Annotated in this window: 20 protein-coding genes and 1 tRNA gene; 15 read left to right on the forward strand and 6 right to left on the reverse strand. The window is 54.1% G+C overall.

Translation table 11 applies throughout. The features are described from left to right. Positions 1-23: 23 nt before the first annotated feature. Positions 24-839: a methyltransferase domain-containing protein gene (locus tag OEV49_11490; GenBank protein ID MDH3891698.1), complete on the reverse strand. Its 816-nt coding sequence runs from the start codon at positions 837-839 to the stop codon at positions 24-26. A gap of 416 nt (positions 840-1,255) precedes the next feature. Here OEV49_11490 and lepB point away from each other — a divergent pair, with 416 nt between their 5' ends. The 5 genes from lepB (at position 1,256) to pruA (ending at position 7,527) form a co-directional block, all read left to right on the forward strand. Then, on the forward strand, positions 1,256-2,032 hold the full coding sequence (gene lepB, locus OEV49_11495) for a signal peptidase I (protein MDH3891699.1): 777 nt from the start codon (positions 1,256-1,258) through the stop codon (positions 2,030-2,032). A 2-nt stretch (positions 2,033-2,034) separates the two neighbouring features. Next, positions 2,035-3,168, forward strand: a complete 1,134-nt coding sequence (gene hemW / locus OEV49_11500) for a radical SAM family heme chaperone HemW (protein ID MDH3891700.1) — start codon at positions 2,035-2,037, stop codon at positions 3,166-3,168. A gap of 465 nt (positions 3,169-3,633) precedes the next feature. Then, entirely contained in the window at positions 3,634-5,310 is a 1,677-nt protein-coding gene (locus OEV49_11505) for an electron transfer flavoprotein-ubiquinone oxidoreductase (GenBank protein ID MDH3891701.1), read from the forward strand. Beyond that, the gene (locus OEV49_11510) at positions 5,307-5,570 is read left to right on the forward strand and encodes a hypothetical protein (GenBank protein MDH3891702.1); all 264 of its coding nucleotides are present in this window, start codon (positions 5,307-5,309) and stop codon (positions 5,568-5,570) included. Before OEV49_11505 ends, OEV49_11510 begins: the two co-directional genes overlap by 4 nt. A gap of 334 nt (positions 5,571-5,904) precedes the next feature. After that, the gene (pruA, locus tag OEV49_11515; protein MDH3891703.1) at positions 5,905-7,527 is read left to right on the forward strand and encodes an L-glutamate gamma-semialdehyde dehydrogenase; all 1,623 of its coding nucleotides are present in this window, start codon (positions 5,905-5,907) and stop codon (positions 7,525-7,527) included. A 698-nt stretch (positions 7,528-8,225) separates the two neighbouring features. Here pruA and OEV49_11520 read toward each other — a convergent pair. The 4 genes from OEV49_11520 to OEV49_11535 all read right to left on the reverse strand — a co-directional run bounded on the left by OEV49_11520 (position 8,226) and on the right by OEV49_11535 (position 14,457). Beyond that, positions 8,226-9,275, reverse strand: coding sequence for a hypothetical protein (locus OEV49_11520; GenBank protein ID MDH3891704.1), 1,050 nt, complete (start codon positions 9,273-9,275; stop codon positions 8,226-8,228). A gap of 253 nt (positions 9,276-9,528) precedes the next feature. Further along, a complete protein-coding gene (locus OEV49_11525; protein ID MDH3891705.1) occupies positions 9,529-10,563 on the reverse strand; it encodes a hypothetical protein in 1,035 nt (344 codons plus the stop codon). Positions 10,564-10,743: 180 nt separating this feature from the next. Beyond that, entirely contained in the window at positions 10,744-11,358 is a 615-nt protein-coding gene (locus OEV49_11530; protein ID MDH3891706.1) for a hypothetical protein, read from the reverse strand. Positions 11,359-11,973: 615 nt separating this feature from the next. Continuing rightward, positions 11,974-14,457 (reverse strand): TonB-dependent receptor, encoded by a 2,484-nt coding sequence (locus tag OEV49_11535; protein MDH3891707.1) that lies wholly within the window; start codon positions 14,455-14,457, stop codon positions 11,974-11,976. A 183-nt stretch (positions 14,458-14,640) separates the two neighbouring features. Between OEV49_11535 and OEV49_11540 the strand changes: the two genes are divergently transcribed. The 3 genes from OEV49_11540 to OEV49_11550 all read left to right on the forward strand — a co-directional run bounded on the left by OEV49_11540 (position 14,641) and on the right by OEV49_11550 (position 18,228). Next, positions 14,641-15,801 (forward strand): MFS transporter, encoded by a 1,161-nt coding sequence (locus OEV49_11540; protein ID MDH3891708.1) that lies wholly within the window; start codon positions 14,641-14,643, stop codon positions 15,799-15,801. A gap of 518 nt (positions 15,802-16,319) precedes the next feature. Beyond that, positions 16,320-16,823 (forward strand): hypothetical protein, encoded by a 504-nt coding sequence (locus tag OEV49_11545; protein ID MDH3891709.1) that lies wholly within the window; start codon positions 16,320-16,322, stop codon positions 16,821-16,823. Between the two features lie 52 nt (positions 16,824-16,875). Beyond that, a complete protein-coding gene (locus tag OEV49_11550; protein MDH3891710.1) occupies positions 16,876-18,228 on the forward strand; it encodes an outer membrane protein transport protein in 1,353 nt (450 codons plus the stop codon). Positions 18,229-18,342: 114 nt separating this feature from the next. Here OEV49_11550 and OEV49_11555 read toward each other — a convergent pair whose 3' ends face one another. Then, positions 18,343-19,158, reverse strand: a complete 816-nt coding sequence (locus OEV49_11555) for a PorT family protein (protein MDH3891711.1) — start codon at positions 19,156-19,158, stop codon at positions 18,343-18,345. 727 nt (positions 19,159-19,885) lie between these two features. Between OEV49_11555 and OEV49_11560 the strand changes: the two genes are divergently transcribed. From OEV49_11560 to OEV49_11590, 7 genes are all read left to right on the forward strand, one after another. Next, on the forward strand, positions 19,886-21,481 hold the full coding sequence (locus OEV49_11560) for a retropepsin-like domain-containing protein (protein MDH3891712.1): 1,596 nt from the start codon (positions 19,886-19,888) through the stop codon (positions 21,479-21,481). A gap of 40 nt (positions 21,482-21,521) precedes the next feature. Further along, positions 21,522-22,250, forward strand: coding sequence for a hypothetical protein (locus tag OEV49_11565; GenBank protein ID MDH3891713.1), 729 nt, complete (start codon positions 21,522-21,524; stop codon positions 22,248-22,250). 20 nt (positions 22,251-22,270) lie between these two features. Continuing rightward, complete coding sequence (gene gap / locus OEV49_11570) at positions 22,271-23,257, forward strand: type I glyceraldehyde-3-phosphate dehydrogenase (GenBank protein ID MDH3891714.1); 987 nt, start codon at positions 22,271-22,273, stop codon at positions 23,255-23,257. 25 nt (positions 23,258-23,282) lie between these two features. Continuing rightward, on the forward strand, positions 23,283-24,497 hold the full coding sequence (locus OEV49_11575; GenBank protein MDH3891715.1) for a phosphoglycerate kinase: 1,215 nt from the start codon (positions 23,283-23,285) through the stop codon (positions 24,495-24,497). A gap of 1 nt (position 24,498) precedes the next feature. Then, the gene (gene tpiA, locus OEV49_11580; protein MDH3891716.1) at positions 24,499-25,248 is read left to right on the forward strand and encodes a triose-phosphate isomerase; all 750 of its coding nucleotides are present in this window, start codon (positions 24,499-24,501) and stop codon (positions 25,246-25,248) included. Positions 25,249-25,262: 14 nt separating this feature from the next. Then, on the forward strand, positions 25,263-25,697 hold the full coding sequence (secG, locus tag OEV49_11585; protein ID MDH3891717.1) for a preprotein translocase subunit SecG: 435 nt from the start codon (positions 25,263-25,265) through the stop codon (positions 25,695-25,697). Between the two features lie 29 nt (positions 25,698-25,726). Continuing rightward, positions 25,727-25,808: transfer RNA gene (locus tag OEV49_11590), tRNA-Leu, on the forward strand. Positions 25,809-26,097: the final 289 nt, after the last annotated feature.

Genomic DNA, 26,097 nt, shown 5'->3' on the forward strand with positions numbered 1-26,097 from the left:
AACACCTGCGGATACTCCTGCAACTATAGCCGTAACTTAAGCGAATGACCGAGCTCGCTCTTACCCCTCGGTTTTGTCTTCAATATGAACAGGACAAAGCCTATGTATTCGCCGCCATCTGCTGAGATTGTTTCTGCATCACTTGGGAATCCCGAAAAGCCACCGCCGTTTTTGATCTGTTCCCATTCCAGCCAAAGTTTCCAACCGTCCGGAATGGTTTCGGCAACTTCAATATCGACGATACCGGGGCGAGAGAAATGGTTTGTCCACCAATCGAGCGTGTGAAGACAGAAACACTCCTTTGGGTCCCAAAAGACGCCGCCGGATGCCTGTTTTCTGGTAAGATGCTCGGGCGGTTTGTCGAACTCTTTCATCATTGCCGGCATGACCAGTCCCAATTGTCCACCGTCTCTCAGGAGTCGAGTGATATATCCCAGGTACAAATCATCAGTACCGTAATACTGGTAGGAATCGATGCTAATAATCGATTCAAAGTACTTTGCGGCGTAAGGAAGGTTGTGAGCTTCCGCCTGGATTGGAAATACTTTGTTATCCATTTTGGCGTCTGAAACTACAGACCAGATATCATCGACATTAATCCATAAATCCGTTGCGCATACATTAACATCGTAGGTTTTAGCCAGGAATACGGAGGTCATTCCACGGCCGCATCCAAGGTCGAGCACACGCATGTTCTCTTTCAACCTCATTCGTTCGGCGAGGATTTCGGCCAGCCATATAGCATTAGGCCCCATTTCGTTGGCCAGCATCCACTCAGTCTCGAAGCTGCCGCTCTTGGGGCAAAGCTTTTTATGCAATAGGTCGTTCTTGCTGTTCACATTCACCTCTTTGATAATGATTGCAACCCACGCTCCGGGGAGTGTTGATAAACCCTGATTACGTTGTGTCGGGTCCTGATCGCGCCGAAGGCGTGATTGTGACCCGATACCTAAATCCATATTGGACAGGGGCGGCGGGTCACACGGATTCGCTGGCGTCCGCCACGGCGGACAGGACCCACCGCAACAGTCCAGAGGGACTTTTTCAACTAGCCCTCGGCGCTCTGGACCACCCTGCTTTCATACCGGACTCGCATTCTATTCTCAAGCCCAGACCCTACGGTACAAGAAGTTGGGCAATAATGCAATAGGTCTAACTTCCTTCGTTGTTTCAGTATAGAGCGGTTTTGACTCCCATGCGAGGTTAACCAGTCGTTGCGGTATCTACAAGCCGGGCTTATATTTGTGCATGAATCATGCCCTGCGACGCTAAAGAATTGTGGGGTGAAACCGATAACTTTCTAAGTATGGACGAGGACTTTCTGATACAGGATCTCAAGCAAGCCGAGGTTCATCGCGAATCGGCCAAACTGCTTGATCGTCGACCGGAGAAACCGTTATGGCGGGAGTATCTCGAAACCGGTCTTTTGGCCCTATTGGCGGCTGTGCTTCTTCGGCTGTTTGTCGTCAGCGCCTACCGGGTCAGTTCGGCTTCGATGGAAAACGCCATGTACGAAGGGGACTATCTCTTTGTTAACAAACTGGCTTACTCCTTCGGCCAGCCTCCCCAGGTCGGCGACATCATTGTATTCAAGTACCCCAACAACCCCAACAAAGACTTCATCAAGCGCATTGTGGCTCTGCCGGGACAGACCGTCCAGGTGGCCGACAAAGCAGTCTACGTGGATGAGGAGATTGCAGCGATACCGGCTACATCGAAGAACACCGATGGACGCATTCTGCCGGGCGAGCTAAGCTTCAGGGACAATTTTGGCCCCTACACGGTGCCGATCGGTGAGTATTTTGTACTCGGCGATAACCGTGATGACAGCCGCGACAGTCGTTTTTGGGGTTCTGTGCCGGAAGAAAACCTTCGGGGTAAGGCGGTATTTGTTTACTGGTCCTGGCAGCCGGATGCCGACACTCCGGGCTGGTCTTTTCCATACGTGATCGACGCCGTTCAGTGGATCGGGTGGGGAATCTACAATTTCCCCTCGCACGTTCGCTGGGATCGGCTCGGCGCCAGTCTCTGACCATGCCGCTCGGACTCTACCTTCACTATCCTTTCTGTCGTAATCGCTGCTCTTATTGCGACTTCTATAAAGAACTGCACGACACAAAACTTCAGAAGCAATTCTTCGATGCTCTCAGAACAGAAACCGATCTGATTGCCGGGCAGTGCGGCAAGCGTCGCGTCAGGTCAATCTTCATAGGCGGCGGCACGCCGTCGCTGATGCCGGTGGAATTGCTGGAAGACTGGCTGGCCCAGGTCCGTGATCTCTTTATCGTCGAAGATGATTTCGAGTTTTCTGTCGAGTCCAATCCGGAGTCGGTCAGTTTGGAGCTGCTTCAATCCTGGCAATCGCTGGGCGTCAACCGTCCTCTCTTCGGCGTTCAGTCTTTCGATCCACAACTCTTGAAACTACTCGACCGCAGACACTCACCCAAAGATAGTCATCGCGCGGTGTATCATGCCAACGCGCTGGGCTTTGCCAGTTTTGGTCTTGATCTGATCTTTGGCCTGCCGGGACAGAACAGCGATAAACTCTCGGCCGACCTCGAACAGTTTGTGGACCTGGCCCCGCCGCACATTTCGTTTTACCAGCTTACCATCGAGGACGGCACGGTCCTGGCCGACCGGGTGGCCGACGGCTCGATCAAGTTGCCGGATGAGGAATTGAACTTGGCTATGTACCGCGCCGGGGTGCAGAAGATGGAAGAGGCCGGCTACCGCCGCTACGAAGTGTCGTCGTTCGCCAAACCCGGATTCGAGTGCAGGCATAACCTCGGCTACTGGGAGGGGGATGAGTATCTGGGGCTGGGACCATCGGCGCATTCGTTCATCGACGGTCAACGATTGTTCAATTATGACAATTTGCATCGGTATATTGAAACGCTGGACAAGGGCCATCTGCCCCAGGTCGTGGATGAATCAGGTCTGGACGAACGTATGACCGAGGCGATCATGCTTGGATTGCGCACGACGCAGGGGATTAGTCGTAAGCGGTTCGTCAAGCGTTTCGGAGTATCGTTGCGGGATCGTTTAGACCAAAGTCATTATCGCAGGTTGGTTGAATCCGGTCATCTGTTACCTGACCGGGGTAAGCTGAGGCTATCCGACGAAGGCTTCTATTTGGTCGATGAGATCACCCGCTGTTTGATTAAGTGACCGTCCTGCACCCCTTCTGTCATTGCCGCACTTCTCTGTTATTCCCACGCTCCTTCGTCACTCCGACTGCAATCGATGGGTGCGCGAAGCGCAAAGGACCCCGCGTGGCGCGGGGTGTCATTCTGGCGAAGGCTGGAATCCATCTTCTTTTTCTCAGTCATTTTTTCGAAGGCCAGAATCCAGCCTTCGATTCGGGTGGCCGTCTCAAACTTTGTTTGGGGCGGAAGGTCATGGTTCGACTCCGCTCACCATGAGGTGGGATCTGCTTCGGTACCCCACCCAGAGGCTTTGCGGCGGGTGGGATTCGTGTGCCACCCATATTCGCCGCCCACAGCCAACAATTCAGGTACACGACGTATGGTTTTACAACGGCGCGAACGTGGTTCCATGCTTCAATATTGCGTTTGCAACTACAAATCGTATATTCGGTGCGACATAATTGATGCGTGAACAAAGGAATGCAAGATGACTATAGAGCGTGAAGTTCTCCCTACAGATATTCTTATCGTTGGCGCCGGAACGGCTGGATTGGCCGTGGCCTATAAACTAGCCCAACTAGTACAGGCCGACGGCTCAGTAGAAATGCCCGAAATACTCTTGATGGAAAAAGGCTCTCATGTCGGTGCGCACTCGCTTTCGGGTGCCGTGATGGACCCCCGAGGAATTGCTGAACTCATTCCGGATTTTGTCGAAAAAGGTGCGCCGCTTGAGGCTCCGGTCTCGGCCGATGCCATGTACTACTTCGGGAATGAAACCGCGCTGAAGTTTCCGTTTATGCCGAAAGCAGTCAGCAACGACGGTAATTACATTGTATCCCTCAACAAGTTCACGGCCTGGCTGGGCGAACAGGTCGAGTCTGTAGGCGTCGACATTTTTGCGGGGCTGGCCGGCTCTGAGTTAATCGTTAAGGACGGACGAGTCACCGGTGTTCAGACTGTCGACATGGGGCTGGACAAAGAAGGCAACCAGAGGTCAAATTTCGAGCCGGGTTCTGTCATCGAAGCCAAGGTGACGATTCTGTGCGAGGGTGTGCATGGTTCGCTGACCCGCCAGGCATTCGAAAAGATGCCCCAACTGACAGCAGACTGTCTGCCGCAAGCGTACCTTACCGGCGTCAAAGAGGTTTGGCAGGTACCCGAAGGTCGAATCAAACCGGGTCAGGTCTATCACACTATCGGTTGGCCGCAACCGTCCAGCGAATATGGCGGCGGGTGGATCTATGCCATGAGTGAGACAACGGTTTCAGTGGGCTACGCGGTCGGTCTCAATTCACCCGATCCAACCAACGATCCGCACATGAAATTCCAGCGTTACAAGACGCATCCTTTTGTGAAGAAGATCCTTGAAGGCGGCACGATGCTCCACTACGGCGCCAAGACTATTCCCGATAACGGCTACTTTGCGATACCAAAGCTGACCTCGGATGGGTTAATGCTGTGCGGCGACTCGGCCGGCCTTCTGAATCCCCAGAAACTAAAAGGGATCCATCTGGCCATCAAGTCGGGCATCATGGCCGCCGAAACGGTTTTCGACTGTCTCAAGAACGACGATTTCACGGTCGAGGCGCTGCGCGGATACCAGCAACGATTCGACAGTAGTTGGGCCCAACAAGAACTGTACAAAACGCGCAACTTCCACTCAGGATTCAAAGGCGGACTACTCTCGGGGTTGGTCCACGGCATGTTGCAGATGATCTCGGGAGGCAAAGGTCTGTACGAACGGCGGGTCAACAAGCGCGACCACGAGTACATGTGCAAGCTCGATGAATACGGTCGTCAGGCCGGACGGTTGCCGGAGAAGATAGCTGTCAAATTCGATAACGAGTACACTTTCGATAAACTCACCGACGTTTACAAGTCCGGCACTCAGCATGAGGAAGAGCAACCTTCGCACCTGGTGATTACCGACACTGATATCTGTAACAACCAATGCACCGAAGAATACGGCAACCCTTGTCAGCATTTTTGTCCGACGCAGGTGTACGAGATGGTTGACGATCCCGAACGCGAGGGGAAGACCAAACTCCAATTGACGCCGTCGAATTGCGTCCACTGCAAGACCTGCGACATCGCCGACCCGTACCAGGTTATCCGCTGGGTCGTGCCGCAGGGGGGTGAAGGTCCCAACTATGAGAATCTGTGAGGGGAGCGTCTATTAGCATACCCCCGGTATACATAGGCTCCATCGGCGTGGCGCTGTTGCTGATAGCGTTTGCGCTTAATCTGGTGCGTAAACTGTCCGAGCGCAGTGCCGTCTATCTTTCGATGAACGTTGTCGGTGCCCTGATGGCCGCCTGGTATGCGTGGGCGGGTGGCGCCATTCCGTTTGTAATTCTGGAAATCGTCTGGGCGGCAACCGCTGCGGTGCGGCTGGTCATGACGCTGATGAAACGGCCTACTTAGGTAGGGTGGGTCCGTCTTCGCTTGCGCGCCGCGGCGTGGACCCGCCACTATCGGCAGGTCTGAAGACAGACCAGCCCTACAAGACTAATCAAGACTGGATGCCGGATCAAGTCCGGCATGACAGGTGACGGAAGCGCGAAGGGCGAAACAGTGGTTTATTTCCTCACCCTGAGCGGCTTCGAAGGCTGATCCTGAAAAAACCAAATCAGGCACCTTGCCATCGATCACCTTTCCTGTTATTATTGGCCCTGATTTTGGGCGGGAATAATGCCTGCCTTTGGCCGTGAAAGATGATTTGCTTAGAGTGGCAGACAGTGTCTGCCCGGAGGAAACGATGTCCCGATTTAATGTCCCTTATCCCCAGAACGAACCGATCCTAGACTACGCACCCGGCTCACCGGAGCGGGCCGAACTTCTGAAAGCATTGGCCGATCTTAAAGGAAACCCGGTTGAGATTCCGATGGTCATCAATGGCAAGGAAGTGACCACCGACACAAAGATAGAGATCAGTGCGCCTCACAACCACAGCCTGAAACTGGGTGCTTACTATCAGGGTTCAGCGGGCGAGGTTGCCTCAGCGGTCGCGTCGGCCGTTGAAGCTCAGAAGTCGTGGGCGCTGGTGCCGTGGGAACATCGGGCGGCCATCTTTCTGAAAGCGGCCGATCTTCTGGCCGGACCATACCGGCACATAATGAACGCCGCGACCATGCTGGCTCATTCCAAAAATATCTATCAGGCAGAGATTGATGCCGTCTGCGAACTGGTCGACTTCTGGCGTTTCAACGTTTATTACATGCAACAAATTTACGAAGTGCAACCCGAAAGCGCACCGGGTATATGGGACCGCATGGATCATCGTCCGCTTGAGGGGTTCATCTTTGCCGTCACGCCGTTTAACTTCATCTCGATCAACGGCAACCTGCCGACCGCACCGGCTATGCTCGGTAACGTCGCGGTGTGGAAACCGGCCTCGACGGCAACATACACTTCGCATTTGCTCATGAAAATCCTCCTTGAAGCCGGACTGCCGGATGGTGTAATCAATCTCATCTTTGCGCGCGGCGCAGCAATCGGTGACACAGTGTTGAAGAACGAGCACCTGGCTGGGATTCACTTTACCGGCTCAACAGCCGTCTTTCAGAATATGTGGAAGACGGTCGGCGAGAACATTGCCGGCTACCGTTGCTACCCACGCATCGTCGGCGAGACCGGGGGCAAGGACTTTATCTTTGCCCATGCCTCGTCCAATGTTGACCAATTGGTCACTGCCATGGTGCGCGGCTGCTATGAGTTCCAGGGGCAAAAATGCTCGGCCTCATCGCGGTGTTACATTCCGAAATCACTCTGGCCTGAGGTCAAAGAAAAGTTCGTAGCGCAGGTAGGTGAACTCAAGATGGGTGATCCCGAAGATTTCACGAATTTCGTCAACGCCGTGATCGACGAAGCCGCTTTTGATTCCATAACGGCCTTTATCGATCATGCCAAGGCTGCCGACACCGACGAAGTACTGGTCGGCGGCAATTATGACAAATCGAAAGGCTACTTTATCGAACCTACGGCGATACTGACATCCGATCCGCACAGCAAGACGATCGAGGAAGAGATTTTCGGTCCGGTTGTTACGATCTTTGTCTATGATGATGGCGACTATGCCAAGACCCTTCACCTGTGCGACACAACATCGCCATACGCGCTGACCGGTGCTATCTTCGGACGTGACCGCAAAGCTGTCGAATTGGCCGAACGGATGCTTCGTCAGGCAGCCGGCAATTTCTATATTAACGACAAACCGACGGGCGCCGTTGTGGGTCAGCAGCCGTTTGGTGGTGGCCGTGCTTCGGGTACCAACGACAAGGCGGGTGGAATCCAGAATATGCTCAGGTGGGCATCGCCGCGTTCGATCAAAGAGAGTTTTGTCGCACCAAAGTCATATAAGTACCCCTTCATGGGGCAATAAATTGCTTTTTCGCGCTTCGCGGCAATAAATTGCATTTTCGCGCTACGCGCGCCCAACGTCCGCACGTTTCTGTGGTGATTGAGTATATTCCGTGAGCCCGTAGGGTGGGTCCGTTCGCGGACCCGCCATCTTCAGCTCAACGGGCAGACCCGAGGGTGTGCCGCGCACAGGAACCCTGAGCGGAGTCGAAGGGTGATAAATCACTTTTTCGCGCTAAGCGCGCCCAACGTCCGCACGTTTCTGTGGTGATTGAGTATATTCCGTGAGCCCGTAGGGTGGGTCCGTCCGCGGACCCGCCATCTTCATTTCAACGGGCAGACCCGAGGGTGTGCCGCGCACAGGACATTGTAGGGCAGGATCCCTGTGATCCTGCCGGAATCGGCGGCATCCCTCCTGCGGCGGACCTTCGGCGCAGGGATGCCGCCCTACTAAGAACTATGGGTGGCCCACCAGCTTGGGGAGTGTTGAAAAAGTGCCATTGGCCCGCTGCCCATGTCTGACAAGTAGTTGCGTGTCGGGTCACAACCACGCCTTTGGCGCGTTCAGGACCCGACACAACGTAATCAGGGTTTATCAAAAAGCCCCTTGCTGTGGGAAATCGTAGGGCAGAACCGCCTTCGGTTCTGCCGGGTTTCATTGGCGGAACCGCTAAGAGGGTTCCGTCCTGCTACTGCCCTACGAATCTGTGTGAATAAAACCTACTGCGGAGGAAACATCCACTCCACCAGGCAGACCAAGTCGGTGACCGTAAGCAGATCGTCAAGGTCACAGTCAACATTTTCAAGACACGGCATTGGAGGTCCGCCCAGGAACATATGGTCCACGACATACACCAAGTCACTGATGTCGGCCGATCCGCTACAGTCGGCATCGCCGTACACCGGCGGGTCCGGCACCAGGACGGTAACCGACCCATCGAGAACATGCACGACACTGGTATCTATGTGGCAATTGATGTTGTACCCGTCGATACTGATCGAATCATACGGCGGTCCCGGGACTTGTGTCCAATTGAGACAGACATCCCCGGCCCAGTTGGTACAATACCAGAATGTTGTGTCGGGAACAGAGTCACACACGATACCGATACTCTCACCCGACGGCGTGGAGAAATTGAAATGGGCGAGGAAACTGGTCTGCACCAGGAGATTCACTGTGCGTTCGGTCATGGTGTCGGGAATATCATAGACCTGGCCTACGAGCTTGATCAGTAATCCACTCTCCTGGGGAGCGACACCCGGTGTGACGGGTGGTCCGGGCAAGTCTGCGATTCCGGCAACATTCAGATCGGTACCGTAACCACTGAGCGACCTTGCATCCACCCACTCCCAACCCGAGACAAGAGTTCCTGTTGTGTCGAGTGTTCCGACCAACATATCGTTGGTGTCGACGTGATAGAAGTCCCACGCACCTCCTCCTCCCACCATCATTGAATCGACACATGTAATGTCGAGCCAATCGGTACACAGCCAGTAGGTGGTATCGACAACTTCCGCCATGACCGTGGTGAACTCCATGAGTTCCGGGTTGTCCATCTGCACCCAGAAATTGAAACCGGCGATGGTATCGACATAATTCGACAAGTACACCGGGACTTCGACGACTTCACCGGGGTATGCAGTGACATCCCCGACATCAACAACTACTTCCAAATCCAGGGCTCCATTCGGACTGCCGCTGACGCCAAGACCGACAGCAGCAACAAATAGTATAGTGATGAGAGTTAGCAGGCGGTTTCTTAAGGACATAGGTCCCTCCGGTGATTGTTGAAAAGCTGTTTATACAGTCATTCAGCGTAACATCTATGTGTGCGTTTCTCGTTTACGACTCAAGAAGTAGACTCAGACACTGCTCTAATCAGTAATTCGGATAGGCTTCAGTGCGCTTCGTTGGTAATATACCTGGCAATCCATTTTGGTCAACCTTAATCACAGGTCGGTGGCCGGTATAGTTTGGCCCGGCGGTGCTTGACCCAACACCGCCGGGCGCCTGTAATCCCGTCTAATGACGGGGAAACATCCATTCAACAAGACAAATCAAATCGGTCACTGTTATCTCAGCGTCGTTGTCGCATTCCAGGTTCTTCGGACATGGCAGTAGCGGCCCGTCTCGGAACATGAAGTCGACGAAGTAAACCAGATCGGCGATGTCGGCAGAGTTGTTGCAGTCGGCATCACCGTAGGTGGTTTCGTCCAGCACAGTGATCGAGCCGTTTAGGGCGTGGACGGTGCCGGTGTCAGTGACGCAACGCCAGACAATATCGATGCTCATGGAATCCGCGGGCGGTCCCGAGACTCGCACCCAGTGCAAACAGTAGTTACCTTGCCACCAAGGGCAATAGAAGTATGACGTATCCGGTACTGAGTCGCAACTCAAGCCAAGTGGATTTCCCGAGTGATCGGAGAACCCGAAACGATCATGCATTCCGGATCGCACGTTGACATTCACCGTGCGGTTGGTCTGGTTGTCGGGGATCAGCTGAACCTCGGCCAGAAGTTTGACCAACAATCCGTCCTGTTGCGGAAGGATACCTCTGGCTCTGACCGCCTCATGTACTTCAGAGAAACCAACCACATTAAGGTCCTGCCCGTAGCCACCGACCGAACGTGCCTGGAGAAACTCCCAGTCTTCGACCAGAGTGCCGGATGCATCCACAGTGCCGATACTGATCGAGGATGTGTCCACATGCATGAAGTCCCATGGCGCATCCGGCGGCACCCGCACCGAGTCATCACAAACCTGTTGATACACGTCGGTACAGCGCCACCACGTAGTGTCATATCGTTGGGTCACAATACTGGTAAAATTCACTATACCGGGCCGGTCCAGTTGAACCCAGAATTCAAAGGCGCCAACCGTATCCACTTGATTGGTGAGATAGATAGGTATCTCCACCGACTGTCCGGGAAGCGCGGTAACATGGCCGACATTGAGGACAATTTCGGGATTGGCCGACACTGCCAATGGCCAGGCCATCGCAAAAAGAGTGGCCGACGCCAGCTTGCATGGATAAATCCCACCCGTAGAATTGAGCACAGTAACTTCTCTCTCTGAAAACTGGTTTTCTACGACTTTGTCTTAACCTCGTTGCCGACGTTTTCATCTGTATAGCCGAGCGGGCAGGAGGCCGGTATCCCTGCCGGTCCTCCTGATCCGCCCTGCGAAGCCTGACCCGGCGACGCTTGACCCAACGCCACCGGGTACCAGAGACCTGATCTAGTCCGGCGGGAGCATCGTGTCGACCCCGCAAACCAAATCCGCAGTGCCAACCAGACCGTCCCCGTTGCGGTCGGTTGTCAGCGGACATCTTGGTGTTGGGTCGCCATCGAATATCCATTCCACCATATAGACCAGGTCGGCGATATCTTTCGGCAACGATCCGCTGCCGTCGATGTCACCCACGAGCGTTGAAATCACCGATAGCGTGCCGCCCTTGGCGATCACGCTACCGGTGTCTATCAAAGTAGTGTCGCACTGAACCAGCAAAGAATCGAAAGACGGATCGCACACCGTCTCCCAATCAAGACAAGCCTCCCAGGCCCATTCGGTGCAGTGCAACAAAACAGAATCGCAGGAGTTGTTGCATACCGGCCACCCGATACGCTCAGCCTGCGGATTGGAAAAACAAAAGTGCTCCGGGAAAAACGTCATCACCGGCTTGTTGACCGCATTATCGGACAACAAATCCGGCATGTTTTCGAGGTCTGCGACCGGACTGATCGGCAGACCTCCCTCCTGAGACCCTGTTTTCGAAGTTGTCGGTGCATGATGAGGGCCGGCGAAGGTGATTTGAGTGTGGTTTGTGTGAAGCGTCTGTCCTGAAGCGGGCATGAGATCATCCGGCCCGACCTGCATCGAGGTCCTGGCCGAGTGAGTTGGCGGGCATAAAAAAGCGCTAAAGGACAAAACGTACTCTCCTATTCGGAGCGGGGTCTTGGTTTAGTTGTCCTTTAGCTCAAATGCTATACAATAATCCTAAGACAGGGGTTACCTGCTTGTGGTTATTTTCCTTCAGTTGTACGTAGTTATCAATTTTGTTTCACGGCTATGGTAACAACTGGCCGATTGTTTGTCAAGCACTCTTTTGCCCAAATGCGAAGTTTTTTGGAGTGCGAGTGGTGTGCGGTGAGCGGCAGATGTCCACATCTGCCCCAGATGATGCTGCTATACACCACCTCATGCTGAGCGGAGTCGAAGCATGAGCGGTACCCCACCCAACTTACGACTGCGTCATGTCTCCAGGAGAAGAGAGGCCTGACCTACAAGACTGACAACTGGTCCCCAGTTTTGTCATTCCGGGCCTTGACCCGGAATCCAGCTTAAGATGCGAAGACTGGATGCTGGCCTTCGCCAGCATGACGGCTCACAGTTGTAGGTCAGGAGCCCCGTGCTCCTGACAGGCAAGCCTGCTTCTTGCCACGTCCGTTAGTGCCCTAACCCGCAATCCTAAAAGTCATCGTTGTCGTCCATCCCCTCGCCGCCTGAGCCGCGCGCGCGATCTCCGTCGCGGCTGCGCTCCTCTTTGTAGTTGTTGAAATTGAACCGCAAGTTGAACGAGACGGTCGGGGACTTTCGTTCACGGAGATTATAATTGTAGAAGTCGGCGCCCTGCGAGGTTGATTCTCGATTGGCCGTTCCCAGGAGATCGTGCACCTGAAGCGTCGCCGTCAAGGTGCGCGCGAAGAAGTCCTGGCGCACTGCTGCGTTGGCCATAAAAAACCCTTCGCGTTCGCCCTGCGACGAAGCCGATGGACTCCGGTACATGCCGTCCAACTGGAGCCGGGTAGTGGCCGTTACCTGAAGTGAGTTGTTCATGCGCATATTCCAGTTGAAACTGTCCTGGTCGAATGATCGTCCGTTCAGTTCCCCTTCGACACGATAATCGAACAAGCTGCCCATAAGGTTCAATCGCCACCACTTTGTCGGTTCGAGCATAAACATGAACTCCGCCCCCAGGGAGTAATCGGTGCCGACGTTTTCAATCGTGGTCAGCATGACGTTTGGCTCATAGACCGACCGGATGTGTTCCACCTTGTTATGCGTGACACGGTAATAACCCTCGACCGACAAAAGATTACCACCTATTCGCCGCTGGTAACCCGCTTCATAGGAATCTATATACTCGGGCAACAGTTCGGGGTTACCCCGACGAACGTTGTATGCGTCCGATCTCGTCTCGAAAGGTTCCAGATACCAGCCACGCGACCGGTGAAGCCGACGGGCGTAGCTGGCCATCAACTGCTGTCCGTCGTTCAACTGCATTGAGAAGTGGGCGGTGGGGTAGTAGTCCCAGCGATCAATACTGAATTCCTCACCCTCTCCCAACAGCTCAACAGCACGTTTGGTGTACTCGCCGCGTATACCGCCCTGATATCCAAGCCTACCGAGGGAGCCTGAGTAGAGTGAATACAACGAGTGAATATCGCGGGTGTAGTCGACGGTGTGGCTGAACTCGGGCTGAAACCGGTAGACCGATGCTGTCGTGTCCAGTTCATACGACTCGGTGATGTCATCGGACCGACCGATCCGGCTCTGGTAACCGGCTTCGAATCGACCATCACCGTTCAGCGGGAGAGTGTAGTCAAGTTTCATTCGGTAGGTCGTCGATGGTCCCAACTCGGTGGAACGTTGGCCCGAGTTTACGGCACCGTCGAGGTCCAGTAGTTCGTTGGTGGTCTTTTCATCACCTTCACGATGTTGTCGGATCAGTTGAGCGGCCAGTTCGTGTCCATCCTCAGAAAAGTTGTGCCGGTAATCTCCGTGGATCGAATAGTAGTCACCCGATCTTTCCGAACTACTGGCGTTTGTATAATAGTGGTGAACTCCGCCCGGTTCAATCCAGGCATCGTGGTCCAGGTCCGACTCACGCTCACTAGATCGATAGCCATAGCGGAAACCAAGGCTGAAATAATCGCGCGGACTGATATTCATATCAGCGGCGCCGCGAAAACTGTAAGACTTCCTGCGCCGCTCGTTGTCGCCATTTGTGAGTGTGAAAGATGTTGTGTCGTTGAGAAGGGTCCGGTTCTCCGATTCGGTTGTGCCTGGATGTCCCCGTTTCCCCAGGTTGCCGCCCAAAACCAAATTGATCTTGCCCAGGCGCCGACTGAGAAGAAGGTCCCCGCCATGATTGTTGTAAGTACCCAGATTCAGATTGCTGATACCGCTGATACCCTGGGGTCTGTCCTTTTTCATGATTACGTTGATGATTCCGGAATTGCCGTCGGGATCATATTTGGCCGAGGGGTTGGTGATCAGTTCGATATTTTCAATCGTGCCGGCCGGAATCTGTTGAAGCGCTTCGTTGGACTCCAGAATCGATGGACGACCATCAATCAGCACTGTGAAATTGGCGCTACCGCGCAGGCTGACGTTCCCCTCGATATCAACCTCCACCGACGGCACGTTCTCCAATACATCCACCGCCGTGCCGGAGGCGGCGGTAGGCATCTCGGAGACATTGATAATCTTCTTGTCGATCTTGTACTCGATGGCCGGTCGCTCACCGCTGACCGTTACCTCGCCTAAGTCGACGGCCGAACGGATTAGTTGAATCTCTCCAAGATCGACCTGTCGGCTTTCGCGACTTATGGCCAGGCTGTCGATGGTAGATATAAGATAGCCGACGAACCTGACCTGCATGAAATACCGTCCCGGTCGGAGACGGGTAAGTTTGAAGTAGCCGGCGGTGTCGGTAACGCCGCCGGTAATCTGACTGGAGTCTCTCAGACTGAACAACGTCACTGTAGCGTACTCGATAGGTTGCCCGCCCGCCGAATCTATCACAAACCCCTCGACCGTGCCGCCCATACGTCGGCGCCTTTCACCTCTGTCGGCGTTGCCGCCCCCCCGAGACTGGGCAATTGCAGAAACTGTGGTTATGAGAGCTATCAGAACAATGGTAGCGACGAAGTTAGCTGTCTTGGGCATGTTGTCCTCACCTTGACGTTTCACTGCGGTAACGAATTGTCAAACGCACGACCGCACCGCACGCTGCAAGTTCACCAATATAAGACATCTACGAAGCGAGAAGGATTAATGAAGTGAAAAAAACAGGCAGGTTGGGCGTTTGCATCCATTGTCTCCCATTTTTCCCTGCGAGATTGTTCCATCTTGTGTTATCTTCTGAAGCCTATGAATTGGCGCATCAAAAACGTCTCAATCGTGAGTATAACGTTGTCGGCTTCGGTGGTGTGGATCGGATTCTATGCCTGGCGGGTCATGTTCAACAATTTCGCGGTCGACTTGTTCGATGCCTCGGCCACCGATGTCGGCGTTATTCAGGCGGTACGTGAAATCCCCGGCTTGCTGGCTTTCGGCGTGGGGGCGTTGGCTGTTTACTTCACCGAATCTCGGATCGCATCGTTATCGATTATCGTGGTCGGTCTGGGGCTGCTGGTCTCGGGCTGGGCGCCTTCGTTGGTCGGATTGGGCATTGCTACGGTGCTGATGTCGTTCGGATTCCATTACTTCGAACCGACCAATTCGGCCCAACTGTTGAACCTGACCGACTCCGCCCAGTTGGGAAAAGCGCAAGGGAAACTGCGTTCATGGGAATCAGCCGCCGGGCTGGTCGGGGCCGGACTTGTCATGCTGCTTACGTTGTATCTGGACTACCGGACGACCTTCTACATCTTCGGCGCTTTAGTGGTGTTGGTGGGGCTGTACTTCTGCATCGCTTTGCCGGCCAACCGAACCAAACAAGACCACCGCAAAGTGAAGCTGAAAAAGAAATACTGGCTGTACTACACCCTATCATTTCTGCGCGGCTGCCGCAGGCATATCTTTACGACCTTTGCAATCTTCCTGCTGGTAAAGAACCACGGACTGGACATCACTTATATCTCCGGAATCATGCTGGCCAACAATCTGGTGACGATTTTCACCAACCGTTGGATGGGAACAGTCAGCGACCGGGTCGGTGAGCGCAATCTGTTGGTTGGGTGTTCGCTGATTCTGACCTTTATCTTTTTCGGCTATGCCATAGTGGACTACCTACCGGCTTTGGTGGGACTGTATCTTGTCGACAACGTTTTGTTTGGATCATCGATTGCGCTCAAGTCGTACCTTCGCAAGATTTCGACACCCGAAGACCTGACCAGTTGTTTGTCGTTCGGTATGACAGCCAACCATGTCACGGCTGTTGTCATTCCGGTGGTGGGTGGTATCGCCTGGAGCATGTTCGGTCACGAGGTGACGTTTATCGCCGGCGCGGTGATCGTTTTTGTGGACATGCTGTTTGCTCTGAAGATACCGAAAAACAACAACTGCTGACACGGGCTTGCTCGCCGTCCCAAACAAGGTTTGAGACGGCCACCCGTCGCACCCACCCACCTCATGGTGAGCGGAGTCGAACCATGAACTTCGGTTCTTGTTTTTTGTGTGTTGGGTGCTGCACGCCGAAGCGGCTTAGTTGGGGCGGGGAAAACAAGAGTCACCCCCAAACCGGGTTTGAGGGTGCCACCCATTGCCAGCGAGATTGCCGCGTCGGTCACCGCGTTCCCTCCTCGCAATGGCGAGCCCCCTTGTCATACCGGACTTGATCCGGCATCCAGTTTTGAAATCGAAGACTGGATTCCTGCCTTCGCAGGAATGACATTGGCAGATTGGCGCGCGAAGATTTAAGAACAGGCTTGCCTGTAAAATCGCCTAATCGTGTCCTTAAACATGGGTCTTGAAATCAATTCTTGACACTCGACCACCCACCGCTATATTGCATGCGATACTATAGCCGAGAAGGTCATCCATTTTTTCGGCTGATTCTGCCTAAATGTACTAAAACAGGAGAAATCATGGCGGTTCTCGACGTAGTGCTCAACTGGATTCACATTCTGTGTTTCACTATCTTCCTGGGCGGGATGTTCATCGCCACTTTCGGATTCATGCCGATTGTGAAAGCTCACTTAAATGAAGAAGCCAGGCACAACCTGGTTGTGAATTTTATTCCCAAAGCCCGCGCTCTAATGCGCATCGTGGTGTCGCTTTTGGTCCTGTCCGGAATCTCGCGCGCTATCCTGCTCCACTACACGCACGATGGCCCGGCCAGCACAGAGCGGCTGGTGGTGTTCGGATTCAAAGTGCTCTTTGCTTTTGTACCGGTGATTATCTTTGTGTTGGCTCCCCGGATTCTGGGTCGCTATAGCAAAGAGGGACTCTGTTGTGATCCGGATGCCGAAGACCCGAAATTCAAAGCCTGCGGAGTCATGACCACATTGGGTGAGGGCTTGCATTACACTGCCATTGCGGGCGGTTGGTTGGCTGTCCTGGGTGGCATTGTTCTTACTCACATGCATTGATCCCCTCTGGGAGTCTCTGCTCAAATGGAACGCAAAGCAAATCGGAGGGATCATGATGATCTCGTACAAAGCAATTCTAACACTTTGTCTTTGTCTGGCCGGACTTGTGCTCATGTCCGGACAGAACACTTATGCCTCCAACGGCATGAACATGATCGGTTTCGGCGCAGCATCGACGGCGATGGGTGGAGCCGATCTGACCATGACCGGCAGCCACACCATGAACATCAATCCGGCCGGAATCGGAGCCGGCAGTCTCAAAGAACTATCCTTCGGTTTCAGCCCTATGTGGCCGTCGCTGAATCATTCCGACAACCTGGGCAATAACAAAGAAGACGTGCTGGATCGTGTGCCGATGCCTTTTCTCGCCTATACCCATCCGGTGCGGCAGGTCACTTTTGGTCTCGGTATGTTCGTTCAAGGTGGTATGGGGGCTGAATACCCCGACCTGGTAACGCCCTTTGCGGCTATGCTCGCCTCCGGTCAGGTGCCACCCGGTGCTTTCGACGGCAGTGTCGTGCCGGCCACCGATGATATGCGCACGCGTGTGATGCATGCCAAACTAACGCCGACCGTGGCCTGGCGGGCCACCTCGGATTTGACCCTGGGGGCGAGTGTCAACGTCTGTTATGCCCGGATGGATATGAAGTTCTTCCCGGAAACATCGGTTATGGTCAATCAAGGACCGCTGGTCTTGAGGTTCTCCGGCATGGAAATGGAGGATGTGTCCGGTATGGGCTATGGACTCAGGCTTGGTTTTCAATACAGGTCGGGCGGACTCGCGCTGGGTGGGGCCTACTGTACCGAGTCTGATCTCGATTTGGACGGTGGCACCATGAACCTGAACCTGTCGGCCATGGGTGCGGGGAAAGTGGCCTACGATGCTACCATATCCGGCTTTGCCTGGCCTCAGCAGGTGGGGATGGGCGGGGCTTATCAGGTCAAACCCTGGCTACTGGTGGCCGCCGATGTCGACTGGGTGAACTGGTCCGGCGCTATCGATCAACTAACCGTCAACCTGAGTAATCCGGACAAAGGGCAGGCTCCGGCCACCGGTCTGGTGCCATTTGACATGGGTTGGGAGGATCAGTGGGTATACGCACTGGGTGTGGAACTGACGCCGGTGGTCGACTGGACATGGCGGATGGGTTACAACCACGGCAAGTCACCAATCCCGGATGCCGGTTTGAAACCGCTCTTTCCGGCCATCGGCGAGGACCATATCACCGGTGGCGTGGGCTACCGGATCGGTTCCTGGTCTATCGATGCAGGTCTGGAACGAGTGATCGAAACCGAGAAGATCAACAACAGTGACAATATGGCCAACAACCCCCTCGGGCAGGGTTCGCAAGAGACGCTCTCGCAATTGATGGCACATTTCATGGTGCGACGGACGTTTCGATAGCGAATGAGCTAAGAGGATTCACCCTTCGACTGCGCTCAGGGTGACAAGATGTGCGCGAATTGGCAGATTAAGAAATGGGGCGGGAACAACACCCGCCCCTGCTTTGTGACCAGCTTACGGCGTGTCGTCGTCGCTCTTGCCTGCGCCGATGGGTAGAATCACGCTGGCCGAGAATCCGAAACCGCCGTTCTTGGCTTCAAAGCCCTCAAGGTTGTTGCCTGTCCAAGCTGTTTCGTCCGAACCAAGATCGTTGAGTTCTTCCTGGGTGACATCATCAAAGACGTTAGTGAACCCTTTATCATAACGAACATCGACACCGAAAGTCAATTTGCCCACAGGGAAAGCGACACCGGCTCCGATTACGCCTGAGATTTCCCACTTCTTAGCGTTGATGATGTCGAAATCGCCGTCCCAGCCGGCACCCCAGCCGGAGGCTTTGTCCTTGGCTGATAAATTGATGGCCAGCGACGGTCCCAGCATTATGCTCGGCTTGATCTTCCCTTCCAGCGGGAAGACGTACTTGACCAGCACCGGAATCTGAATGTATGACAGCGTGACTTCATCGGACGGTCCGTCCGCGTCCACGGCGGATATCTTGCCCAACCTTGTGAATTCCCCGGCGTCATAGGTGTGAGTTTTCTTCATCCCTTTTTGGATGTACTTTATTTCCGGCTGGACAAAGAGATTATTGGCAAAAGGGTATTCAAAAAAGGCGCCGAGCGACAGACCAGTCCTTCTCTTGACATCGATCCCCTGCTCGGTGGTTCCGTCGCCGGTCATAGTGGACCACATGCCGCCGACCATGACGCCAAAATAGGCGTTCAGGCAAGAAATGTTGGTCCCCGGAACCATACAACCGCCCGCCTGGCCAAAAGCGGAGCCCGCCATACACAACAGCAGAATCGTTAGGCCAATAATGAACTTTTTCATCCCATAACCTCCGTGGTTTTTTGGATGGGTAATCCTTGTTTTTCTAACAAATTTCCAATTCAATTGTCTGTGTTGAGCGAATCTAAAGCTTTTGAGGTTAGCCTGTAAAGCAAAAAAACCGGAGTCGGTCAATTCTACAGGCCTGTCGTAGTTGATCATGATCTGCCTATTAGAATGGTCTGATTTGGTGCTGTCAGGCGATTCGCCTGACAGCTAGTGGCCTTTTAGGCAGGCGTCGGGCGGGGTCGCCCAACGCCACTTGAATTCCGTGGTGCACGAGGAGGTACACCATTCGCCAAGTGAGAAGAAGAGTGGTCGGGTGGCCGACTCAAACCTTCAGGTTCTGTCATAGTGTGGTCTCGCAGGGTCCTGATCACGACGAAGTCGGGGTTGTGACCCTGCGATTTCCCTAAGCCGTTCTGTAAACTCAGCCCTTGAAACCTCCGGTTCACACACTCGCCTTCGGCGAACGCAGGAACCTGCCACTGCGACACAGCCTCTCTGTTTGGGGAGGATGACTGAAAGCGTCCCCCAAACCGAGCCTGAAAGTGCCACCCAGTCGCAACTATGTTTGCTCCCTTTTCAACGCCGCCCGAATTGGTTGAATTCAACACTTGAATGCGCGGGAACTTATGCCGAAATTGGCGGTAGGAAGACTGTTTGCCGGGACAACCAAGGTTGTCTTAATAGTCCGGCGTTGACAAACCACATGCCCGAGAGGTTATCGGTGAAACGATTTTTGGTAATTCTGCTCTGCATCGTATCAGCAGCAATCACAGCCCGAGCTATCGATCTCGACTCGTTGTTTGTCAAATCGGTCGGAGGGCCCGAGGCTGTTGACAGCTTGAAACGTCTGACATCGTATCGGGCTGAGGGTGACATGGATATGATGGGCATGAAAGGCACGTTTGTAGAGTATTACGTGCCGCCGGACAGATTCTATTCGAAGATTCAGGTAGGCGCCATGAAAATGGTGCAGGCGTATGACGGCCACACCGCCTGGCAGATTGACATGAACGGACAAACTTCCGAGCTGCAAGGATTCGAACGGGACGCCGTGCTTAAGGGTCTTTATTTCAACTCTCATTCGTATCTGTTCAACGACCGTTTCGATGGGTCCTATGAATACAACGGAGAGATCATCAGGGACGGCGTTCGCTATCACGAAGTGGCTTTCAGCCCGCTAAACAAAGATACCGTCACCGCCTACTTTGAATTCGATTCCGGCTTACTGTCTGAGTCTATCGGATTTATCGACGAGTTGGCCATGCACACATATTACCGCAATGTTTCGAAAATCGGTGGCATCCTATGGCCTACCGAAGTCGATGTAATCGCCCAGGGTGCACCGGTGTCGATGAAAGCCACTTACGAGACTATCACCCTCAACGAACCGGTCGACCGATCCATCTTCAGGATTCCGACCGACAACACAAGGGACTTTGGGTTTCCCGGTGACGTTGATTCACTGGTGGTGCCTTTTAGATACCAAGCAGGACATGTCAAGTTACCGGTGTTGGTGAACGGCTCCACCAAAGTCTGGATGATTCTCGATTCCGGCGCATCGGCCAACATTTTCAACAAGTCGGTGGCCACTCAACTCGGCCTGGAGCATGTAGGTAAGATTGCGGCCAAGGGAATCAGCGCTTACGAGGAAGTGGATATGGTGCGAGTGGATTCGATACAGATTGGTGGTCTTAGCTTGCGCGACCAGGTAGCCGGCTCGTTGGACCTTTCGGTGCTTTCCTCAGTTGGCCCCGACGGCGCCCCCTTCGGTGGCGTGTTGGGATACGACTTTCTGTCACGCTTTCCGGTATTGATCAACTATCGGGACTCTACATTGACCGTTTACAATCCCGAAACCTTCAATCCGGAAGACAGCGGAACAAGCGTGACTTTCCATCTGACCATGAAAGTCCCAACCGTGCGGGCAGAGCTAAACGGTCTAGCCGGTGATTTCATCGTCGATTTGGGTAACGCCTTCGGTTTGGTCATCCACGACCGGTTTGCCGAAACACACCACCTCGACAGCTTGCTGGATCACATTGAGCCTATCCCGCACGGGATCGGGGGGGTCGGCGGCTCTATCTCCGGACGAACAGCCTTTGCCGCCTCGTTTAAGGTGGGCGATGTTTTGCTTCAGTCGTTAAAAGTAATCATCCCGGAATCAGGCGGCGGATTAGCCGGCTCGGAGCAGTTGGCCGGTAACATCGGCAACCTGGTCCTGGAAAACTTCAAAATCCTTCTTGACTACCAGAACAGTAGCATCATTTTCTATGATGCTGATAGGCCAAGTATGAAAGTGAAATCCGACGATAGCTGAGGCGTCCGATCTCAAAGCTGAGTCACAAACCGGAAGTAGTATGAGAATGATCTTGTTGAAGTCGTCAAAACTCCTGGTAATCGGAGTTGCCCTCCTGATAATTGCAGCCGGCCAGGTTCTTGCAACCGATAAAGAATCCCCTCAACCCGATCTTTTTCAGACCAGGCACCAGGCCGGTATCCGCATCGGTGTGTGGAGCAATCAGGGCGATCTCCCCCCGTCGGCGGGAGATATTGTGGACGGTGATCCGCCGGTGATTACCGGCTCCTTCAAGACCAATATTCACTCCTCTTCGGCCTATGTCGAAGCTTACTTCGGCTACCGTCTTAGTTCGCGGCTGATCGGCGAGGTGTCGCTCGGCTCGGTCAATCGCGGCAGTGTGACGCTTTCGGATGCAGCCGGCGCCTCCGATGTCGGCAATCTGATAATCTACCCCATCCTGGTGCAGCTTAAACTATACACTCCCACACTCCCCGGCACCCGTCTGTATCCGTATCTCATGGCCGGAGGTGGTCTCCATTATGGCCGACGCAATGTTCAGTTTACCAACTCGCAGATTTCCTACGCCAACTGGCAGGAAGAGACCGCCACCGACTTCAATTATGTCCTTGGCGGTGGATTTGACTGGCCTATAGCCGGCAGTGTTGGTCTTGATTTCACAGTCAAATATATGCCCATAAATATGTCGTTGGTGGTCATTGATGAGTACGATGCGCTTGCGTTTACGGTTGGCGTCAAATATCTTTACAGCCCGAAGAATGGAAACTGATTGGTTAATTGGAGGACCAGATGAAAGTAGGAATCAACGGATTTGGTAGGATCGGGCGACTTGTATTCCGAGCGGCCCAAGAGAGCGACATTGAATTCGTAGGCATCAACGATATCACCGACGCCAAGACATTGGCCCATCTTCTGAAGTATGACTCGGTGCACGGCAAGTACCCGGGCCAGGTATCTTCAGGCGACGACCATCTGATGGTCGACGGAAAAAAGATACCTATCTCCGCCGAACGTGATCCGGCCAACCTGCCGTGGGCGAAGCTGGGCGCGGAAGTCATCCTGGAATGCACCGGACTGTTCCGCACCAAAGAGACTGCATCCAAGCATCTGGCCGCCGGAGCCAGGAAGGTTGTTATCTCGGCACCGGCCAAAGGGCACGACGGCACCTTCATCCCCGGAATCAACTGCCGGGGATACGACAAGGACAAGCACCATATTATTTCGATCGGGTCATGCACGACCAACTGTCTGGCTCCGATGGTTAAAGTGCTGATGGAAAACTTCGGCATCGTCAAAGGCTTCATGACGACAATCCACGGCTACACGATGGACCAGCGGACACTCGATGCGCCTCACAGTGATCTGCGTCGTGCGCGCGCTGCCGCCCTGTCAATGATTCCCACATCCACCGGGGCGGCCAAGGCGATTGCCGAGGTTATTCCCGAGATGAAAGGGAAGATGGATGGTTGCGCCATTCGTGTTCCCACGCCGGACGGTTCCATGGTCGACCTGGCCGTGATTCTCGAAAAAGAAACGACCGCCGACGAGATCAACGCGGCCATGAAAAAAGCATCAGCCGACAAATGGCTGTCGAATGCGTTGGAATACTGCGAGGACCCTATTGTTTCCATCGATATCATCGGCAACCCGCACGGTTCGGTGTTCGACTCCGGCATGACCATGGCGCAGGGTAACTTTGCCAAACTGTTTAGCTGGTACGACAACGAATGGGGCTTCTGCAACCGCATGATCGACATGATGAAGATCATGTTGTAGCAGGGCGAACCATAAGGACGAATTAATGAACAAAGTCACCGTAGCCGACATCAACTTCCGAGATCGCAGGGTTTTGGTGCGGGTCGATTTCAATGTGCCGCTGGATAACCAACAGCACATTACAGACGACCGTCGTATTCGGTCTGCTCTTCCAACGATCCAAAAGATAATTGACGATGGCGGTGTTGTCATCGCCTGTTCACATCTTGGCCGCCCCAAGGGGAAATTCGTTGCCGAGATGTCCTTGCGCCCGGCGGCGGTGCGGCTGAGTGAACTATTGGGCCAGGATGTTCAGTTTGCCGAGGACTGTATAGGACCGGAAGCATCCAACCTGATAGATAATCTGAAGAGCGGTGACTGCGTTCTTTTGGAGAATCTCAGATTCCACGGCGAAGAGACAGCCAACGATCCGGAGTTTGCTCAGAAACTCGCCGCTCTGGCCGATATCTTTGTCAACGATGCTTTCGGATCAGCTCATCGCGCCCATGCCTCGACCGAAGGCGTTACTCATCACTTCAACCAATCGGTGGCCGGGTTCCTGATGGAAAAAGAACTCGAATACTTGGGCCGCGCGTTGTCCGAACCAAAACGTCCCTTTGTGGCGGTGCTGGGTGGCGCTAAGATATCGGGCAAGATCGATGTGATTCGAAGCTTGATGGACAAAGTCGATAAACTCGTTATCGGCGGCGGTATGGTCTTCACATTCGCCAAAGCGATGGGCTATGAGATCGGCCGGTCGCTGCTTGAGAAAGACAAAGTTGAATTGGCTCGGGAGTTGATGGCTATGGTCAAGAACTCACGCGCCGAACTGATCTTCCCTGTGGATGCTGTGGTTGCCTCGGAGATTACCGACACGGCTGAGACGCAGATTGTAGATGTAGACAAAATACCGGACGGCATGATGGGGCTGGATATCGGTCCGGCCACGATTAAACAGTTCAGTGACAGCCTGTCCGGCGCCGGGACGGTGGTGTGGAACGGCCCGATGGGTGTGTTCGAGACCGAGCCTTTTGCCCATGGCACTTTCGCCATCGCCCGCCTACTGGCCCAGATGACCGAGTCCGGCGCAATCACGATTGTAGGTGGCGGTGACTCGGCAGCGGCCATTTCCAGAATCGGCCTGGATGATAAACTGAGCCACATCTCCACCGGCGGCGGGGCTTCACTTGAGTTTCTTGAAGGTAAGAAGCTGCCGGGTGTCGAATCGCTCACCGACCAATCACAGGTCAAGGCCCTCTGATATGCGGTCGACCATCATTGCCGGCAACTGGAAAATGAACGGCACGGCAGCCGAGACAGAGGAGCTTATCAAAGGACTGCTGAGCGGCAGCTCCTCAGACAACGGCGCAACCATGATCGTTTGTCCGGCCTACCCGTTTTTGGCTCAGGCGGCCCAACTGCTTGCCGGGTCTCATGTTGCACTGGGCGCTCAGGATATGTCGCAACATGAGAAGGGTGCATACACCGGAGAGGTCTCCTCTGAGATGCTCTTGACAGTTGGGGTCCGGTATGTTATACTTGGCCACTCCGAACGGCGGCAGTACCATGCTGAGTCCGATCAGTTGGTCAACGCCAAGGCCAAAGCGGCGTTCTCAGCCGGCCTTATCCCGATCATCTGCATCGGCGAAACATTGACCGAGAGAGAAGCCGACCGGACGGAGGAGGTCATAGCTGGTCAGTTGGACGGCTCTCTTGAGGGCCTGACGGCGGATCAACTAAAGAAGTCGATACTGGCCTACGAGCCGGTATGGGCGATTGGCACCGGTAAGACGGCGACACCGGAAATGGCCCAGGCGGTGCATAGTTTTCTCAGAGTCAGATTGGCTCGAAACGACGAAGATGCTGCATCGGTGGTGCCGATACTGTATGGTGGGTCGGTCAAACCGGGTAATGCCAAAGACCTTTTGAGTCAGCCGGATATCGACGGCGCCTTAGTGGGCGGCGCATCTCTAAAGGCTGATGATTTTTGTGGAATTGTAAATGCTGTTTGACTGGAGGTAAGCGTTTGTTTGTTGGTTTGGTAGTTTTTCATGTTATGGTTTGCATCTCGTTAGTGTTGGTAGTGTTGTTGCAGGCCAGTAAAGGCGAAGGCTTGGCCGGTTCAGCTTTTGGTGGCGGCGGTTTGAGTGGCGCCGTATTCGGGGGACGAGGCGCCGCTTCGTTTTTGTCGAAAGCCACATCTTATCTGGCTGTGCTGTTTATGTTAAACTGTGGAGCGCTGGCTTTTATGTCGGCATCCTCGCGGCAGGTCGGTACTACCGGCGCTCAACCGGGTGATGCAACGTCGGTTGTCACTCAACAGGCGCAGGCAGACCGCGAACGAGCCCTCCAGGAGCAACAACAGCAGCAGCTTTTGAACGACTCGACGGCACCAGGGGTGCAGGTGACACCGACTGATCAGCCTCCGCAGACAACCCCGACCGACCCGGGTGGCCAGTAGGTCGACACGGATTGATTTTGACGGTTAATGCGGAAGTGGTGGAACTGGTAGACACGCTATCTTGAGGGGGTAGTGGCTTCGGTCGTGCGGGTTCAAGTCCCGCCTTCCGCATAAATATAGACCCGCGGGTATCCATCGCCCGCGGGTTTTTTTGTCCGTGCGCAGGGCAGGCCCGTCTTCGACACGCCCTACGTTGACTTGTCATTCCGGCGAAGGCCGGAATCCAGTCTTCGAATTCAGAACTGGATTCCGGGTCAAAGCCCGGAATGACTAAGTGAACGCTCGAAGCGCGAGAATCACGGCTTGACCGTGTCATGCTGAGCGGAGTCGAAGCATGAACCTACATGGGGAGTCCCTCACGAACTAACCTCCCGGCATGATGCATTCCCCCATTGACAAA

Source organism: Candidatus Zixiibacteriota bacterium (assembly GCA_029860345.1).
In the GTDB taxonomy this organism is placed as follows: Bacteria; Zixibacteria; MSB-5A5; order GN15; family FEB-12; genus JAJRTA01.